Consider the following 15,715-nt stretch of genomic DNA (forward strand, 5'->3'; position numbering starts at 1 on the left):
AGGCTTTAAATAATAAAGCCGAATGACACAAATGACAAAATCTACGCATTCTAACCTTGCGCTTATTTTTCAAGGATTTTTTTGTTCTGTGCACAGAATTATCCACAGATTTTGTGGATAATTCAAAGTCGGTTGAAATTAGAGAAAATTCAGAGGAATCTATATAAAAAAAGGCTTCTAGTAATTAAGTGAGCAAATAATAACAAAATAAGAAGTTAAGGAATGGGAAGTTATCCACAGATATGGTATGCAAGTGAATAAAGAATGCCCTAGCTATCTTAGCAAAGAAAAAATGAAAAAACAGTCTTGACTTATGAAATTCTCAGATAAAAGTCAGAATTAATAGCCGTACTATTATTATCCCTGCAAAAATTGTTCAAATTCTCCTAACCAGCGCTTCGCAATAAGTTGGGCCAATTGCGGTTGTTCCTCAACCAATTGTTTTGCCGTCCTTGCTACAAGGGGCAAAAGAGCTTGATCGCGTTGTAAGTCTGCGATTTTAAATTGACGATAGCCAGTTTGACGTGTTCCTAATACTTCGCCTGCGCCACGTAGTTGCAGATCTTTTTCAGCAATAACAAAACCATCTGTTGTCGAACGCATCACGCGTAAACGTTCAGCGCCAAGTTGGGATAGCGGCGCTTGATACAGGAGTAAACAATGTGATTGTGCGCTACCTCTACCCACTCGACCACGCAATTGATGTAATTGTGACAAGCCTAGTCGTTCAGCATTCTCAATAATCATTAGGCTGGCGTTGGGGACGTCAACCCCAACTTCTATCACTGTAGTGGCCACCAAAAGATCAATTTCACCCTCTTTAAAAGCGAGCATCGTCGCTTCTTTTTCGATAGCTTTCATCCGCCCATGTACCAAGCCGATTTTAGCATCAGGCAATTGCTGCTGAAGAGTTTGTGCCGTCGCCGTAGCTGCCATGCATTGCAGTTTCTCTGATTCTTCAATTAATGTACAAACCCAGTAAGCCTGACGTCCGCTGGCAATAGCAGTTTTTAGGCGCTCAATGACAGGCTCCCTTTTTTCCTGGCTTAATACAGCGGTAGTTACAGGTGTGCGCCCGGGAGGCAGTTCATCTATAATCGATAAATCAAGGTGGGCGAATTGAGTCATCGACAAAGTTCTTGGGATTGGAGTCGCTGTCATTAATAATTGATGAGGAATAATGGCAGCCCTCTGACCCTTTTGTTGCAACAGCAGACGCTGTTCAACCCCAAAGCGATGTTGTTCATCAATAATCACCAAGCCTAGTTTGGCAAATTGTACCTCTTCCTGAAATAAAGCATGGGTACCAATGAGTAATTGACATTCTCCATTGAGCAGCTTTGTTAATGTTTCCCTACGCTCAGAAACTTTCATTTTTCCATTAAGACGGCAACAGACAAGACCTAGACGGGAAAGCCAAGATTGAAGATTCGCTGCATGTTGTTCACTTAAAAGTTCAGTGGGTGCCATAAAAGCCACTTGATAGCCATTGGCTATTGCTTGTAAGGCGGCTAATGCCGCGACCACTGTTTTTCCAGATCCTACATCACCTTGTACAAGACGAAGCATCGGTTTTTCTTGGGCTAAGTCTTTGGCTATTTCTTCACTCACTCTTTGTTGTGCAGCGGTTAAAGCAAAAGGCAACTGGTCAAGGAATGTTTGTTGTAATTGGTTTTCATTTGGAAAAGCAGGGGCAAACAGTTTTTCGCGATGGCGCCTTGCAAATTGCATACTTAAACGCTGTGCTAATAATTCATCAAAAACAAGACGTTTTAAAGCAGGATGATTGCCTTCTTCAAGCGCGACCAGCGAAGTATCAGGGGGTGGGTTATGCAACAGTATAATTGCATTGGCTAATGAATGGAATTGCTTGTCATTTAATTCTTCTGGATTCATCCATTCCAGAGTAGACAATTGCTCGTGGCAATCCTTCAAGGCAATTTTAACCAATTGCCGCAATCGCGTTTGACTAAGTCCTTGCGTTGTAGGATAAACAGGAGTGAGCGTTTCATCAACCACGCATTCTTCATCATTTTCTAGTAACTGATATTCGGGATGAATCATTTCAAGCGTATTGGCAAATTCTCGAACCTCGCCAAAGGCGCGAATGAAAGAGGATTCATTAAGCGCTTTAATTTGCTGTTTGTTAAAATGAAAAAAACGCAGTCTCAAAATACCCGTTTTATCTTCTACATAACAGTGAAGCATCATACGCTTACCGTATTTTATTTCTGTTTTACAGACTCTGCCTGCGATGACACAGCAATCGTTAGGACGTAAATCACAGATGGCGGTAATTCGGGTTCTATCTTGATAGCGGTAGGGCAGATGGAATAGCAAATCAGCAACAGTGTGAATGTTGCATTTTGCAAGTTTATTAACCATCGTGGGACCAACCCCGGCTAAGATTTCACAAGATTGTTGTAACACAGTATGATTTAGTTAAAAAAAAATTGATAATAGCAGAAAATAGCTTCCTGTGACTTTACCATGGTAAAAAACTTTGCGGAGAAAAAAGGACATCCAATTATAGCGTTTACAGCTGGCTTAATTCTTGTCTCACTGATAGGTTATCTGCTTATCGCTGGTCGTAGTTTATTAATTCCCCTGGTTATCGCTATTTTTATCTGGCATTTGCTAAACACGATTAATAATGCAGTTCAGCGGATCCCATTCGTCGGTGGCCACTTGCCTAATTGGCTGAGTATGGTTCTTGCGTTGTTGGTCGTTGCCTTTTTTGTAAAAATTTTGATTGATATTATCACCAATAATGTCAATGACGTTATTGCTGCTTCCTCTCGATATCAGGAAAACTTAACTAACATTGTTAATACCATGGACCAGCGTTTTCATATTAAAACACGGGTAAATGTCGACAATTTCATGCAAGGTTTGAGTGTGCAGCGTATTTTAGTCAATATTTATGGTGTATTTACAGTCATTACCGGTTCTGCTGTCCTCATTGCGTTATATGTGATTTTTTTATTCGTGGAGCAGCACTTCTTTCGACAAAAGCTCAATGCGCTCATTTCTCAAGACGGGCATCGCCAATTGGTTAACAATATTATTACCCACATCGTTAAAGATACCCAAACCTACTTGGGATTAAAAACGTTGCTTAGTTTGATTACTGCAATAACCAGCTGGATCATAATGAAAGCAGTGAATTTGGATTTTGCAGAATTTTGGGCATTGTTGATATTTTTCCTTAATTTTATCCCCAATATAGGGGCTATTATTGCAACCGCATTCCCAATGTTATTAGCCTTAATACAGTTTCAGAGTTGGCTACCGTTTATCATTATTTCTTCAGGTATTATTGCTATCCAATTTATAATTGGTAATTTGGTAGAGCCACGCTTTTTAGGAAAATCACTCAATTTAAGTCCCTTAGTGATATTAATTGCCTTGGCTTTATGGGGGGCTATTTGGGGTATTCTAGGCATGTTTTTGTCGGTTCCCATCACCGTCATGATGATGATAATTTTTGCTCATTTTGATGCAACTCGTCCAATAGCAATTATGCTGTCGCAAGATGGTTACATCAAAAAAGCCTATGAAACAGTATAGGTTCTATACTTAACATAAGCCGATGTTAAAAGGATTTATGTATGAAAATTTATCAAAGTCCACAACCTTATGCTGTAGAACAAGCAAATAAACCCCAAAAAAAGCCGAGTAATTTGGCGGGCTCAAAACATAAAAAAGAAAATGAAACCGAAAAAAAATCTAACAAAGAAATCTATAAAAATAAAGGTGAAGAACAAGCCTGGCAAGAAGTTCTTGAGAAGGATAAGCTATAGACAGCATTGCCGACGACCTTGTATCTAAATTGTAAAAAGGTTTACTGAGAGGCTCCTCTTAGGTCGATGTCCCAAACGTCAACCACTTGGTCATTACTAACAATATAAAATTGGTCAAATAAGTTAATGGTGGGATCGCAATGAGGCACAATTAATTCGATAACTTCGCCATTGTCAGGTAATTTTCCATTTCTGGAAGTAATTTTGCCATGTTCATCCCCAAAGCCACCCCAATCATACTTAAGATTCGCGTGGCTGATAATTTCAGGGAAATGTTTTTTGTCGACATAAAGTGATTTTGTACCAGCATCTACGGTGACATGCTCTTTCCTGTTGCTGCTTATTACAGTTGTTAATAATGTCATCGCGTGTTGAAAAGTATGAAAGTGCTGGCTATCTTCACGAGAGCCAATAGCCGCATATTCCACATCCATAACGGCATAGGAACCAGGCTGAATTTCAGTGACTCCGGAAGCTGCAATATCAATATCATACGTGCCAGTACCGCTTCCTGTTAGGATTTCACAGGGTAATCCTTGCTGCTTAAGTTCTTGAACTACTTCACTTGCCATTTGCATGGTTTGCAGCGAAATTGCTTTCCGTTCTTCGTAAGAGGTAATGTGCTGTAAATTACCTGCATAACATTGAATACCCTTAAAGTTTAACCATTTCGATTCTTGAATACTTTGGGCAAGGTCAAGGGTCAAATGGGGGTTTATTCCTGTCCTGCCTAGACCTGGATCAATATCCAGAAGAATATTAATAGTCTGTTGATGATGTGATGCAGCCTCCTCCAAATCAGCAATATTTTGCTGATTATCTACAATGAGTAAGCTATCCGGCGCTGTTTTAAAACTATCTAGAAGTCTTTTAATTTTGTAAGGTGTTACTACGGGAGATGTCAATAAAACACTGCGAATTCCCTGTTTGATCAGTCCTTCAGCCTCAGAAACTTTTGCTGCACAAATGCCAATTGCTCCATAGGCCAACTGCAATTTGGCGAGTGTTGTACACTTATGGGTTTTGCAATGCGGCCTTATTTGAATGCCATGCTGCAAGCCATGCTCTTGCATTTTCTTTAAGTTATAATGAAGTTTTTCCCTGTCAATAACTAAACAAGGTGTATCTAACTTCCATTTATTTAACCCGATACATTCCCAAGACATACCGTTCCCTACGTCAAATTAAGTAACTATATTGCTCTTATGTACTATTATTACACGTATAAGCTTTATAACCTATGGGTTTACGATGAGCCAGGAAGATGATGTAAAAAAATTAATAGAGGTCATGGAAGGGTGGAGTAAATTGGTGGAGCAAATTGTAGAGGCTGTTTCTAGTATGGGGTTTCAAAAAGAAACTGAAAATGGAAACTTGACTCCTGTCTCTGATACGATGGGGCTAGACTACAAAAATTTACAGCCAGATGAACTGCCCGATTATCAAAAAAAGGATGAGAACGATTTAGATTTAGATATCGACCCTCAGAATTCCGCTCAATCCAAATTACAGTGAACCCATGCATCAAATGTACGTTTCTTGTTAACAGAGCAAGTTTTAGCCTTTTTGATGTACTACTATTAAAACTATCTGTTGTATAAACGATGGTGTTGATATGAAAAAAAATGACGAAATTGACCAATTAATAAACTCTATTGATGCATGGATAAAATTTGCAGAACAAATGTTATCCTCAGCTTTAGGAACTTCTGCCAATTTTGATGCTCATCAAGAAATGGAACATAATGATCTAAGCGCCGTTCCTGATACAGTGGGCTTTGAGGATAATTCGTTACATTCGGATGGATTATCAAATTACCAAAAAATTGAGGACACTGACCTGGACACAGACGACAATAGTTTGCAAACTCCAATACAACCTTAAGATTGCTGCGATTGCTAATTATGAAAGCACGCGTATTTTTTGCCATTAGTTTTTCAGAAAAACTTAAGCTGATTTTTAAAGAGATATTAGGGGTGCTGCAATCTACTATTCCCGAAAAAAAAGTACGGTGGACTCCAATATCTAACCTGCATATAACGTTGGCTTTTTTAGGAAATATTCAGGTTGAACACCTACCTCAGCTAATAGAACGTGCAAATCAGGCTTTAAGCGATATGCCTTTCTTTCTTCTGCAGTTTGGAAAATTAGAGCTGTTTCCCAGTACAGCAGATCCACGAATTATTTCCCTTAGTATCTCTCATGAGACAGTTTTAAAGAACCTAGCCCATAGGTTACGACAGATTATTGCGGCGATGCATTATCCGATAGAGGAACGTGCATTTCGTGGCCATTTAACACTCGGACGTTTACAACACTGCTGTTATGACCACGGATGGCTCAACAAGATTCAGTTACCTGTTATTCCTGAAATGAAGGTTACTCAAGTCGTTTTATTCGAAAGTAAACCCGACCAAGGTTCGCCAAATTATATTCCTTTAGCGCAATTTAATTTAAAATAATAAGCACATTTGGAAAATGTTCAGATAAGAGAAACTCATGGCTGTAAAAACTACTCGATATCAATATCATCACATGGGAATTCCAACTACTACTCCACGGGAAGGTGAGCGGTACAGTTCCACCTTTAAAATGTATACAAGTGGAGGGGAACACACGGAATATCGCATCCAATACCATCGTTTTGAAGACGATTCACCGCTTCATCCTCTTATTAAAACCATGCCCCATGTAGCCTTTAAGGTGGATAATCTTGAAGAAGCAATCCGGAATAAGGAAGTCATCCTTGGACCTTATGAACCCTTTTCTGGATATAAAGTCGCCATGATTGCTGAATGTGGTACACCGGTAGAGTTTATTGAAACGACCTTAAGTGAAGAAGAAATATGGTATAGCGAGCATAAAGGCTCAATTATTTATCCAGAGAAAAATTAAGCGGGAGCAACTTTCAGGCCTGATTGCTCAATTTTCAACCTGTAGCAGTAGCAAAAACTTAGGGTTTAGATCTAATTTTATGATAGCGACCTTACCAAGGTAATAAATTTTATTAATCATTCTAAACTCTTTAATTGCGATTTTTTATGGGGGCGCTGGCTTTTGAGGAAGCAAAATTTTTTTGTTCAAAAATCCCTGGTTTCAATTTGCTACAGTCCGCATTAAATACTATCTTTACTGTGAGTCCTATTAGATTTTTAAGACCATGAACCATCAATATACAGCTAAGATTTATTCAACGGATAAAGAAATAGCGCGAAAGTCAGGCGATGATATTGAAGAACTTTATATATGGATGCTGACTTATGAAAATGGAGGTTGTTGTGGGTCCCATGGAGAGATTTTCGATAATATAACGGAAGAAGTGGTTAGAAAATTTAAAAAAAGCCCAATAGAATAAAGATTTTCCTGAATTATATAAAAAACCCTCCCTGCGTATCTATAACCAACTTTTTAGATACCTTTTTTATTGAAATCAAAGGATGCTGTCGTGCTTTGCTAAAAGCCTTTGTTCTACCTAAACTATGCTTACCACAATATTTGTCCCCCTCAAAGTGTGTTCATCGGCTTATTCATTTTTACTACTTTGCATCTGTTGTGAAAAAGCGCATAATAGCTGTTTTTTGACGATTGCCCCTAAGTACTATGAAACAAACGGTTGAAAATTTACTCGTTCAGGCGCTGGATACTTTAAAACAATCCGCAGTAATTCCACAGGATTTGGAGATTGAATTAAAGGTTGAACGCGCAAAAGATAGTACCCATGGTGACTTCGCGAGTAATTTGGCGATGACCTTGGCAAAGCCGTGTCGTCAGTCTCCTCGTAAATTGGCTGAACTTCTTGTCAATGCCATACCTTCTCATTCTGCTGTCGAAAAGATTGAAATTGCAGGCCCTGGCTTTATTAATTTTTTTATGCACAGCGAAGCTATCTCACAGGTAGTGGCACAAGTATTGAAACAAGGTGAGCAGTTTGGTCGTAACAATTTGGGGCAAGGACAACAAGTAATTGTTGAATTTGTTTCTGCCAATCCAACGGGCCCTTTGCATGTAGGTCATGGGCGCGGTGCGGCTTTTGGCGCCACATTGGCAAATCTACTCGTGGCCTCAGGTTTTGATGTCAGCCGTGAGTATTATGTTAACGATGCCGGCCGGCAAATGAATATTCTCGCTGTGAGTGTGTGGTTACGTTATCTGATTTTGGCAGGGCAAGAGATTATTTTCCCGGCCAACGGATATCGGGGTGATTATGTCATGGATATTGCCCAGGGTATACTCGATGAGCACGGGCATGATTTTGTATATCCTTGGGGAACAGTAGTTCAAGATTTACCCCCGGATGAACCACAAGGCGGTGATAAAGAAATTTATATTGATGCGGTAATTTCCCGAGCAAAAGCACTCCTTGGCGAACAGGATTTTAAATTATTCCACAAGCATGCCCTAGATTCAGTATTGGGAGACATCAAAGAGGATTTAGCCGAGTTTGGTGTGGAGTTTGATTGTTGGTTTTCCGAGCAATCCTTGCTTGATGAAGGCAATATTGAAAAAGGAATTCAAGCTCTAAAGGCAGGCGGTCATACCTACGAAAAAGAAGGGGCGCTGTGGTTCCGCGCCACTGATTTTGGTGATGAGAAGGACAGGGTTCTTGTGCGTGCGAATGGCCATACTACTTATTTTGCCTCTGACGTGGCTTATCACTGGAATAAATATGATCGAGGGTTTGCCCGGGTTGTCGATATTTTTGGCGCGGATCATCATGGTTATGTAACACGGGTAAAAGCAGCTGTAAAAGCCTTAGGCCATGACGACAATGCTGTTGATGTATTGTTAGTTCAATTTGCTATTCTTTATCGCGGTGGTGAGCGGGTGCAAATGTCAACCCGTAGTGGCTCTTTTGTGACGTTGCGGGAATTAAGGGAAGAAGTAGGTAACGATGCAGCGCGTTTCTTTTATGTGACGCGAAAGCCAGAGCAGCATATGGATTTTGATTTAGATTTAGCGAAGTCAGAGTCCAGTGACAACCCTGTTTATTATATCCAGTATGCGCATGCACGAATCAGCTCTGTATTGCGACAATTAAAAGAACGCAATCTAAGTTGGGATGAAAACGTTGGGTTGCAGCATATTGAATTATTAACGGAGCCACAGGAAACAGGGCTAATGACTTTAATCAGTCGTTATCCGGAAGTAATCGAAGCATCTGCCAAAGCTTGCGAACCGCACCAATTGGCTTATTATTTACGTGAACTGGCTAATGGATTGCATAGTTACTACAACGCAATACAATTATTATGTGAACAAGACACATTAAGAAGTGCCCGCCTGTGTTTATTGACTGCAGTGCGGCAAGTTTTGCGAAATGGTTTGCGCTTACTTGGTGTATCAACTCCTGAGAGCATGTGATGGCAAAGGATTACGGCAAACGACGACAAGGCAGGCAAAAAAGTGGTGCTCCCAAACAATTTTTCTGGATTGTAGCTTCTTTTTTGTGTGGGTATGTGACGGCGAATATATTTGATTTTACTAGTCTCAATAATTGGGTGCATAAAAATGTGCTGGCACAAGATGAGCCACCACCTCCAAAAGTTGTTGCCAAACAGGAAGCGTTACCAAAACCAAAATTTGAATTTTATACCCTGTTAGCGAAAGATCATGGACCTCCAGCTGCCTTACCAAAACCTGCCTTGGCAATCCCTGCAAAGCCTGGGATCCCTCCACAGCAGCCGTCTTCTACGCCAGTAACGACTCCAGTAACAGTTGCAAAGACACCTGTTACGACTCCTTTTTCTAAAGCACCAGTAACAGAAGCCAAACCTTTGCCTGCAGCAGTAACCAACAAGTCAAAAGAATCTTATTTGGTGCAGATGGCTTCTTTTAAAAATAAACTGGAAGCTGAACGTTTGAAAGCAGCGCTTACTTTGAAGGGATTTGATGTTCATATTGTTGCAGCTTCACTACAACAAGGTGGTTGGTTTAGAGTAATTCTTGGTCCTTATAAATCTAAAATGGAAGCAGAAAAAATTCAGGTGGCTGTTGCCCACAGTGAGCATATTAAGGGAATTGTCCGTAAGCTGGATGCTTAACTATTCTACTGTATTTTTGTAGTTGCTTAATCTTGTATTGTTATTTTTCAAAAGTTGCAGTGAATTACCATGCTGCAGTATCCGTAATGACAATCCTATTGATTTGAGAGTATTACTATGTCTGATATTTACGAATTTGATGTACCTTCAGCCAGGTGTGATAGTTGTATAGCTTCTATTCTTCTTTCGTTACAATCCGAAGAATTTAGAAGTGAAACAGGAGTAATCGTTGAATCCCATCAATTTAACCGGTCTAAAAGAACTCTCAAGTTACAAATAAAAAGTAATAACAAAAAAAGAGAAGAAATTACAAAAATCCTAAAAAACGGGATATCTGACGCAGGTTTTCCTTGTATTCCAATACAGTCCAAAATTGATTTACCTAAGGTTTTAGCCAAAGTTCCCTGGTACAAACAATGGTTAACCTCAAATTGGTTTTTAGGGATACTTGGCACTGGTAGTGGGATTAGCTTGTTAATTCTCTCCACTGTTTTTACGGGTGGCTTGCCTCTATTCGCAATGATTGGTATTGGAACAATTAGTACTGTATTAACGTTTGCTTTAGGCGCACCCTTTTATTATCAGGCAGTCATTAATTTAGCGAAAGCAAGAAATCTGACGATGGACACATTGTTCACAGTGAGTACTTTAACGGTGGTTGCGGTGTCCCTTCTTTCCTTTGCAATACCCTGGTTGCCTATGATGTTTGAAGCGGGTTTATTAATTTTTGGTTTTCGTTATCTTGGTCTGGCCATTGAAGAAACCATCACCCATTCGATTGATGTTGAAAAAAATTTTGCAGACAGATTGCCTAAGAATGTAAAAATAGTTTCAGGGGAAGAAAATGAGTGTGAATTAATTTCAGTGCGAGCGGGAGAAGAGTTGGAGTTAGCGGCCGGGGAGATCATTCCAGTCGATGGCGAGTGTTTAACTCCCAGTTTTATCTATGACACCATTATCACGGGTTCCCCCCTGCCTCGAGCGGTGAAAGTTGGCGAAAAAATATTGGCCGGAATGCGCTTGGCAGAGGATGCTGTTTCAATGAGAATGAGGGCAACGCCGGTACTTGTGGATTTAAAAAAAGATGAGAGTGTTCCTGTAGACGGGTTTTGTGAAGAAGATTGTTTTGTTTACGATGAAGAGTTCAAATGTTCCAAAAAATTAAATAAAGGTGACCCTTTATTGGCAAACACACGTCTTCAATCTGCAGGAAAATTAAAAGTGACTGCAGTGGCTACTTATACTTATCTGCATAGATTGGATAAAAATAATGAGCAGGCACAGTTTGAAAAAGCACCCATTCAAGAAACCACAGCGCGAACGCTGCAATATTTTATTCCTACGGTGATTTTAGTGGCTGCAGTCTCGGGGATAATTGTCAGTTTATTTTTCCCCCCTGCATTGGCGTTGCAAAGTGCTATTTCCGTTCTGGTTGCAGCCTGCCCCTGCACGCTTGGTTTAATTACACCGCTTGCCGTAAAAATTGGTATCAATAAAGCGGCAGAACATGGTGTGCAGTTTAAGAGTGCAAGAGAACTTGAGGCTGCTGATAGCGTTGATGCGATAGTTTTTGATATTCATGGCACAGTGACCAAAGGCATGCCAGAAGTAAACGGTTATCGTTACAATCCGGATTTATGCAGTGAGAAAACCTTTTTGAGTTATTTTGCGGCCCTTGAGAAAAACTCCCAACATCCTATCGCCAAAGCAATTGTAAACTATGTGAGTAATAAAGAAACTGAGCAAGTTATTGTGAGCGAGCTCGATAAATCGAATCATTCTGGAATAAAAGCAAAAATTATTCGACAGGTGGAGCCTGAAGAATTGCAAGATGAGTTGCTTGTTGGTAATCACCTTATGATGGCAGAAAATGATGTAGATGTTTCGATGTATCCCGAGCATCAAACAATGACTGGTGGTCAATCAGTCGTTTATCTTGCCCGTAATAAGCAAGTGTTAGGCTATATGCTGCTGGCTGATCCTTTACGCGAGAACGCTAAAGAAACGATTGCTGCACTCACTCAAAAGGGGATAAAAACATTCATCTGCACTGGTGCAGATGAACAAACAGCAAGACGAGTCGCTGAGTTACTGGAAATTCCTTTCGAAAATGTTGCCTGGGGATGTATTGGAAATTCTAAAAATCCACAAGATAACTCTAAAATTGCCTTTATTAATAAGCTCAAAGCAAAGGGTTACCATGTCGCTATGGTAGGTGATGCGGCCAACGACTCAGCAGCCGTGGCTGGTAGTTTTGGTATTGCAATCAAATCCCCAGTGGCTGATGAAATTACTCACCAACAGGCCAGTGCTATTATTCAGGGGAATTCTCTAAAGCCTATTGTCAACATTTTTACCGTTGCGAAACAAACTGTTGCGAATATTCGCCAAAATCTTGGTTTTAGCCTGGCCTATAACATGGCGTCTATGCTACTGACAGGCGGCTTGCTGTTGGCATTGGGTTTTACAATAAATCCAGCTGTTGGTGTGGTGTTAATGATTTTGCAAACCAGTTTGATATTGCTTAATGCCTATCGTTTTAAAACTCAAAGCCTTGAATCTGAACATAAAAAGAGTGGACGTGAGGAGGAGTATGCAGAATCCTATGGGTGTTTTAATAAATTTTTATTTGGCAAAAAGCCAGAAGTAGCACCAGAGAGCGCGTTGGAGGAAACTCAAAGCTGTGGATTTAAATTTCGAACGCCTTCACCAAACCCAGTTCTTGAAGCAATTGACTCACAACGTACAGTTAACGGGTTACAGTAACTCGAATATCGTTGGCATTTTTAATGGCATGAGGTTTACTCACGCTTACGGTTAATTGGGGAATATTAAATTCTTGTTTAATTAGATTAGCTACATTTTCTGCTACGGTTTCGATAAGGCGAAACGAATTGGATTCGATATAGGCAGTCACCTGTTGACAAACTTTAGCGTAATCGATCGTGTTAGCAATATCATCCTTGCAGGTATTAAAGTTGCCCGGTATTGAGATATCTATAAATAAGCGCTGTAGTATTTCTTGTTCCCAAGTATAAACCCCAATACGTGTCAAAACACACAAGCCTTTTATCTGAAGAAGATCCACTTGTTATTTCCTATATAAGTTGAGTTCATTCAAACTCTCTTGAAAAAACAGATCCAGAATTGAAGACATTCCAGAATTTCAAATAAGCTGTGGTAGCCTAACAATGTTCTATGGTTAGGGCAATATTCTTGATGAAATAGGCGATTTGATTTTTATCCAAGCTATCTCTCCCAGGCAAAATTATGAATCTTAAACGAATCAAATGACATAATTTCGGTTCTACTTGAATTTAAAAAAGAGAGGAATGTCGGGACAATTGCTTGGTCTGGCTTGAATCGTTTTTTAACAAAAGTTATGCTCTAAGTTGGTTGAGGTTGATTAATGAAATTGATGGAATTGCCCCCTTCATTAATCAACTACAAGGGCGAAGCACAAGGATAGGGACTATGCCTTTACTTTCTAAGATAGATATTACTGGATGTCGAACTGCAATTGCGGAAAAGGTTTCTTTACTTATCGATCCGGTTTTAAATGAGATTCCTGACGATCCGGTGTTTGTTCACTACCTTCATCCAGAAAAATGTACCACGCGTTTATTCTCCAAAACTCAAATACAGCTTCTTAAGCAACAGGTTGAAATGAATCGTAAAATTCTTGATGAGCTGCGAGAAGATAAAACGGGCATCTGTGTGGCATTGAAATATGCTGAAAATCTTTCTCAATCAGAGCAGCGTTATAAGGCTTTCTTGCTGAAAATGAGTGATTTAACCCGCGAAAAAATCATGTCCATTTTAGAGGAACTATACAAAATGGCTTTGCATGCCAATAGCCGGCAGGCATATATTCACGTTTTGCTAAAGCTTCAACGTTTTTTATACAAAGATATCGATGTTTATTTTCGGGAATTTCAGACGTTAGTTGCAGCAGAAAAAGATGCGAAGGAAACAAGCATAAAGCTATGGAATTTTTTTAATATTATGTTTCTGAAACAGACTGAAATTTGCGCAACAAAACACAAACAATTAACAAGTGACGGAGCGGCACTAACAAGGAATCAAATTTTTTGTCCTTATACAAGAAAAAGGATACAAGTAGCTGAATCCTTAAAAACCAGAAATCAGGCAGACAATTTTTTAGCTATTTTTATTGCATTAAGTCAATTAGCTGGATTAAAAGACGCTGAAATTCAAAATTTCTTAAGTAAACAGCCCTCTAATTATCTGGAGCAAGCGAATAAAACATTAATGCAGTACCTGCGTTTTCCAATCGGGTTTTATTTTTCTGCGCGACAACAGCAATTTTTGGCTGAGGCTGGTGTGCGTTCTATTACTCAACAATTAAACTATCGACATTTATGGTCTGAGGGCAAGAAATTACGAGAAAATACCTTATCGGTGTTGATTGACTATAATAAACAGGATTGGCAATCTCCCTCCTTTGGGTTATTTATCACAGGGCACTGGCGACGTCATCATTTTTGGCCGGTCAATGAAGCGATACAATGCTTAAAAAAAGGAGAAGAAATGTTAGCAGTACTGACAAGGTTAAAAGAGAAGATTCAACACCATTCTCGATACAATCGCGAAGGATCATTGGTGAATCGACTGGAATTTATTGAGAACAAGCTATTCATAAAAGAGAAAACACCTGCTGCGGATTCTTCTTTAGTGCTATCCCCCTAAGTGGTTATATAAACGCTAAATAGATTATTGCCTGTCTTTTATTAGCGAGAATGTTAAAATTTAAGATACGCCAATTATCAGAAATTTATTATGTCTACTAACATTCAGGAGTCATTATTTATCCAAGCACTGAAGCGAAAACCTGTTTCACGAACCCCGGTTTGGATAATGCGCCAGGCAGGCCGTTATTTACCAGAATACCGGCGTGTTCGAGAACAAGCCGGTGATTTTTTAAGTTTATGCAAAAATCCTGATTTAGCTTGTGAAGTGACATTACAACCGTTAACACGTTTTCCTTTAGATGCAGCTATTTTATTCTCTGATATTTTAACTATCCCTGATGCGATGGGGCTAGAATTGTATTTTACGGAGGGTGAAGGGCCAGCATTTCATAAACCAGTACGTACGTTCGAAGCGATTAATAAGTTAGATAGCGCTAATCTTTTGGAAAAACTGGATTATGTTTTTAAAGCGGTGCAGTTAATCCGCCAAGAAATGCCTCAACATTTACCTTTAATTGGTTTTGCAGGTAGTCCCTGGACTTTATCTTGTTATATGGTTGAAGGGGGAAGTAGTCGTGATTTTAAACAAATTTTACGGTTACTTTATACAGAACCTGCGGCAGTGCATTTGTTATTGGCCAAATTAACTCAGGCTGTTACCACTTACCTTGAGGAGCAAGTTTCCTCAGGAGTTAATGCGTTAATGTTATTTGATACGTGGGGAGGTATTTTAACTCCGCGTAATTATGAGGAATTTTCATTGGGTTATATGCGAAAAATCATCGAAACGTTAAAACAAAAATACCCTCATATTCCGATTATTCTTTTTACTAAAGGTGGCGGACAATGGCTGAAACAAATGGCGGAAAGTGGTTGTGATGCGCTTGGTTTGGATTGGACGACCGACCTTGCTTTAGCCCGTTCACAAGTAGGACATCAAGTGGCCTTGCAAGGTAACCTGGACCCTTCCGTCTTACTTTCCAATCCTCAATGCATACGTACTCAAGTGAAGCAGGTTCTTGAATCCTATGGTTCTGGGGGAGGGCATATTTTTAATCTGGGCCATGGTATTACTCCTGATGTGCCACCTGAACATGTTTCTGCTATGCTTGAAGCAGTACATGAATTTAGCCCTGCTTATCATGGAGAAGGGTGAGT

General features: G+C 39.7%; 15 protein-coding genes. 12 read left to right on the plus strand and 3 right to left on the minus strand.

Translation table 11 applies throughout. The features are described 5' to 3' along the window. Nucleotides 1-357: 357 nt before the first annotated feature. Nucleotides 358-2,430, minus strand: coding sequence for an ATP-dependent DNA helicase RecG (recG, locus tag Ljam_RS13535; protein ID WP_058450518.1), 2,073 nt, complete (start codon nt 2,428-2,430; stop codon nt 358-360). A 60-nt stretch (nt 2,431-2,490) separates the two neighbouring features. On the opposite strand from recG, the gene Ljam_RS13540 reads away from it, so the two are divergent. Further along, nucleotides 2,491-3,570, plus strand: a complete 1,080-nt coding sequence (locus Ljam_RS13540) for an AI-2E family transporter (RefSeq protein ID WP_058450519.1) — start codon at nt 2,491-2,493, stop codon at nt 3,568-3,570. 41 nt (nt 3,571-3,611) lie between these two features. Further along, nucleotides 3,612-3,803: a hypothetical protein gene (locus tag Ljam_RS13545; RefSeq protein WP_058450520.1), complete on the plus strand. Its 192-nt coding sequence runs from the start codon at nt 3,612-3,614 to the stop codon at nt 3,801-3,803. A gap of 41 nt (nt 3,804-3,844) precedes the next feature. Here the strand turns inward: Ljam_RS13545 and Ljam_RS13550 are convergent, their stop codons facing one another. Beyond that, on the minus strand, nt 3,845-4,969 hold the full coding sequence (locus Ljam_RS13550; protein WP_058450521.1) for a DSD1 family PLP-dependent enzyme: 1,125 nt from the start codon (nt 4,967-4,969) through the stop codon (nt 3,845-3,847). An 85-nt stretch (nt 4,970-5,054) separates the two neighbouring features. Between Ljam_RS13550 and Ljam_RS13555 the strand changes: the two genes are divergently transcribed. The 8 genes from Ljam_RS13555 (at nt 5,055) to Ljam_RS13590 (ending at nt 12,611) form a co-directional block, all read left to right on the plus strand. Further along, nucleotides 5,055-5,318, plus strand: a complete 264-nt coding sequence (locus Ljam_RS13555) for a hypothetical protein (RefSeq protein WP_058450522.1) — start codon at nt 5,055-5,057, stop codon at nt 5,316-5,318. 100 nt (nt 5,319-5,418) lie between these two features. After that, a complete protein-coding gene (locus tag Ljam_RS13560; RefSeq protein WP_058450523.1) occupies nt 5,419-5,688 on the plus strand; it encodes a hypothetical protein in 270 nt (89 codons plus the stop codon). A gap of 20 nt (nt 5,689-5,708) precedes the next feature. After that, nucleotides 5,709-6,266 carry an RNA 2',3'-cyclic phosphodiesterase gene (thpR, locus tag Ljam_RS13565; RefSeq protein WP_058450524.1) on the plus strand — a complete coding sequence of 186 codons (558 nt, stop codon included), beginning with the start codon at nt 5,709-5,711 and terminating at the stop codon, nt 6,264-6,266. 37 nt (nt 6,267-6,303) lie between these two features. Beyond that, a complete protein-coding gene (locus tag Ljam_RS13570) occupies nt 6,304-6,699 on the plus strand; it encodes a VOC family protein (protein ID WP_058450525.1) in 396 nt (131 codons plus the stop codon). Between the two features lie 265 nt (nt 6,700-6,964). Further along, complete coding sequence (locus Ljam_RS13575) at nt 6,965-7,159, plus strand: hypothetical protein (protein WP_058450526.1); 195 nt, start codon at nt 6,965-6,967, stop codon at nt 7,157-7,159. A 245-nt stretch (nt 7,160-7,404) separates the two neighbouring features. After that, complete coding sequence (gene argS / locus Ljam_RS13580; protein WP_058450527.1) at nt 7,405-9,165, plus strand: arginine--tRNA ligase; 1,761 nt, start codon at nt 7,405-7,407, stop codon at nt 9,163-9,165. After that, a complete protein-coding gene (locus Ljam_RS13585; RefSeq protein WP_058450528.1) occupies nt 9,165-9,845 on the plus strand; it encodes an SPOR domain-containing protein in 681 nt (226 codons plus the stop codon). Before argS ends, Ljam_RS13585 begins: the two co-directional genes overlap by 1 nt. Nucleotides 9,846-9,962: 117 nt before the next feature. Beyond that, nucleotides 9,963-12,611: a heavy metal translocating P-type ATPase gene (locus Ljam_RS13590; RefSeq protein ID WP_058450529.1), complete on the plus strand. Its 2,649-nt coding sequence runs from the start codon at nt 9,963-9,965 to the stop codon at nt 12,609-12,611. On the opposite strand, the gene folB is transcribed toward Ljam_RS13590, so the two are convergent. Continuing rightward, a complete protein-coding gene (folB, locus tag Ljam_RS13595) occupies nt 12,595-12,933 on the minus strand; it encodes a dihydroneopterin aldolase (RefSeq protein ID WP_058450530.1) in 339 nt (112 codons plus the stop codon). The two genes, Ljam_RS13590 and folB, sit on opposite strands and share 17 nt — an antisense overlap. Before the next feature lie 386 nt (nt 12,934-13,319). Here folB and Ljam_RS13600 point away from each other — a divergent pair, with 386 nt between their 5' ends. Together Ljam_RS13600 and hemE are read left to right on the plus strand one after the other, a co-directional pair. After that, entirely contained in the window at nt 13,320-14,555 is a 1,236-nt protein-coding gene (locus tag Ljam_RS13600) for a DUF5617 domain-containing protein (RefSeq protein WP_058450531.1), read from the plus strand. Between the two features lie 90 nt (nt 14,556-14,645). Continuing rightward, nucleotides 14,646-15,713 (plus strand): uroporphyrinogen decarboxylase, encoded by a 1,068-nt coding sequence (gene hemE / locus Ljam_RS13605; RefSeq protein ID WP_058450532.1) that lies wholly within the window; start codon nt 14,646-14,648, stop codon nt 15,711-15,713. Nucleotides 15,714-15,715: the final 2 nt, after the last annotated feature.

Source organism: Legionella jamestowniensis (genome assembly GCF_001467745.1).
Classification (GTDB): domain Bacteria; phylum Pseudomonadota; class Gammaproteobacteria; order Legionellales; family Legionellaceae; genus Tatlockia; species Tatlockia jamestowniensis.

Coding starts and splice junctions, on each gene's coding strand:
- Ljam_RS13540 (WP_058450519.1), top strand. CDS start 2,491: ATGGTAAAAAACTTTGCGGAGAAAAAAGGACATCCAATTATAGCGTTT.
- Ljam_RS13545 (WP_058450520.1), top strand. CDS start 3,612: ATGAAAATTTATCAAAGTCCACAACCTTATGCTGTAGAACAAGCAAAT.
- Ljam_RS13550 (WP_058450521.1), bottom strand. CDS start 4,969: ATGTCTTGGGAATGTATCGGGTTAAATAAATGGAAGTTAGATACACCT.
- Ljam_RS13555 (WP_058450522.1), top strand. CDS start 5,055: ATGAGCCAGGAAGATGATGTAAAAAAATTAATAGAGGTCATGGAAGGG.
- Ljam_RS13560 (WP_058450523.1), top strand. CDS start 5,419: ATGAAAAAAAATGACGAAATTGACCAATTAATAAACTCTATTGATGCA.
- thpR (WP_058450524.1), top strand. CDS start 5,709: ATGAAAGCACGCGTATTTTTTGCCATTAGTTTTTCAGAAAAACTTAAG.
- Ljam_RS13570 (WP_058450525.1), top strand. CDS start 6,304: ATGGCTGTAAAAACTACTCGATATCAATATCATCACATGGGAATTCCA.
- Ljam_RS13575 (WP_058450526.1), top strand. CDS start 6,965: ATGAACCATCAATATACAGCTAAGATTTATTCAACGGATAAAGAAATA.
- argS (WP_058450527.1), top strand. CDS start 7,405: ATGAAACAAACGGTTGAAAATTTACTCGTTCAGGCGCTGGATACTTTA.
- Ljam_RS13585 (WP_058450528.1), top strand. CDS start 9,165: ATGGCAAAGGATTACGGCAAACGACGACAAGGCAGGCAAAAAAGTGGT.
- Ljam_RS13590 (WP_058450529.1), top strand. CDS start 9,963: ATGTCTGATATTTACGAATTTGATGTACCTTCAGCCAGGTGTGATAGT.
- Ljam_RS13600 (WP_058450531.1), top strand. CDS start 13,320: ATGCCTTTACTTTCTAAGATAGATATTACTGGATGTCGAACTGCAATT.
- hemE (WP_058450532.1), top strand. CDS start 14,646: ATGTCTACTAACATTCAGGAGTCATTATTTATCCAAGCACTGAAGCGA.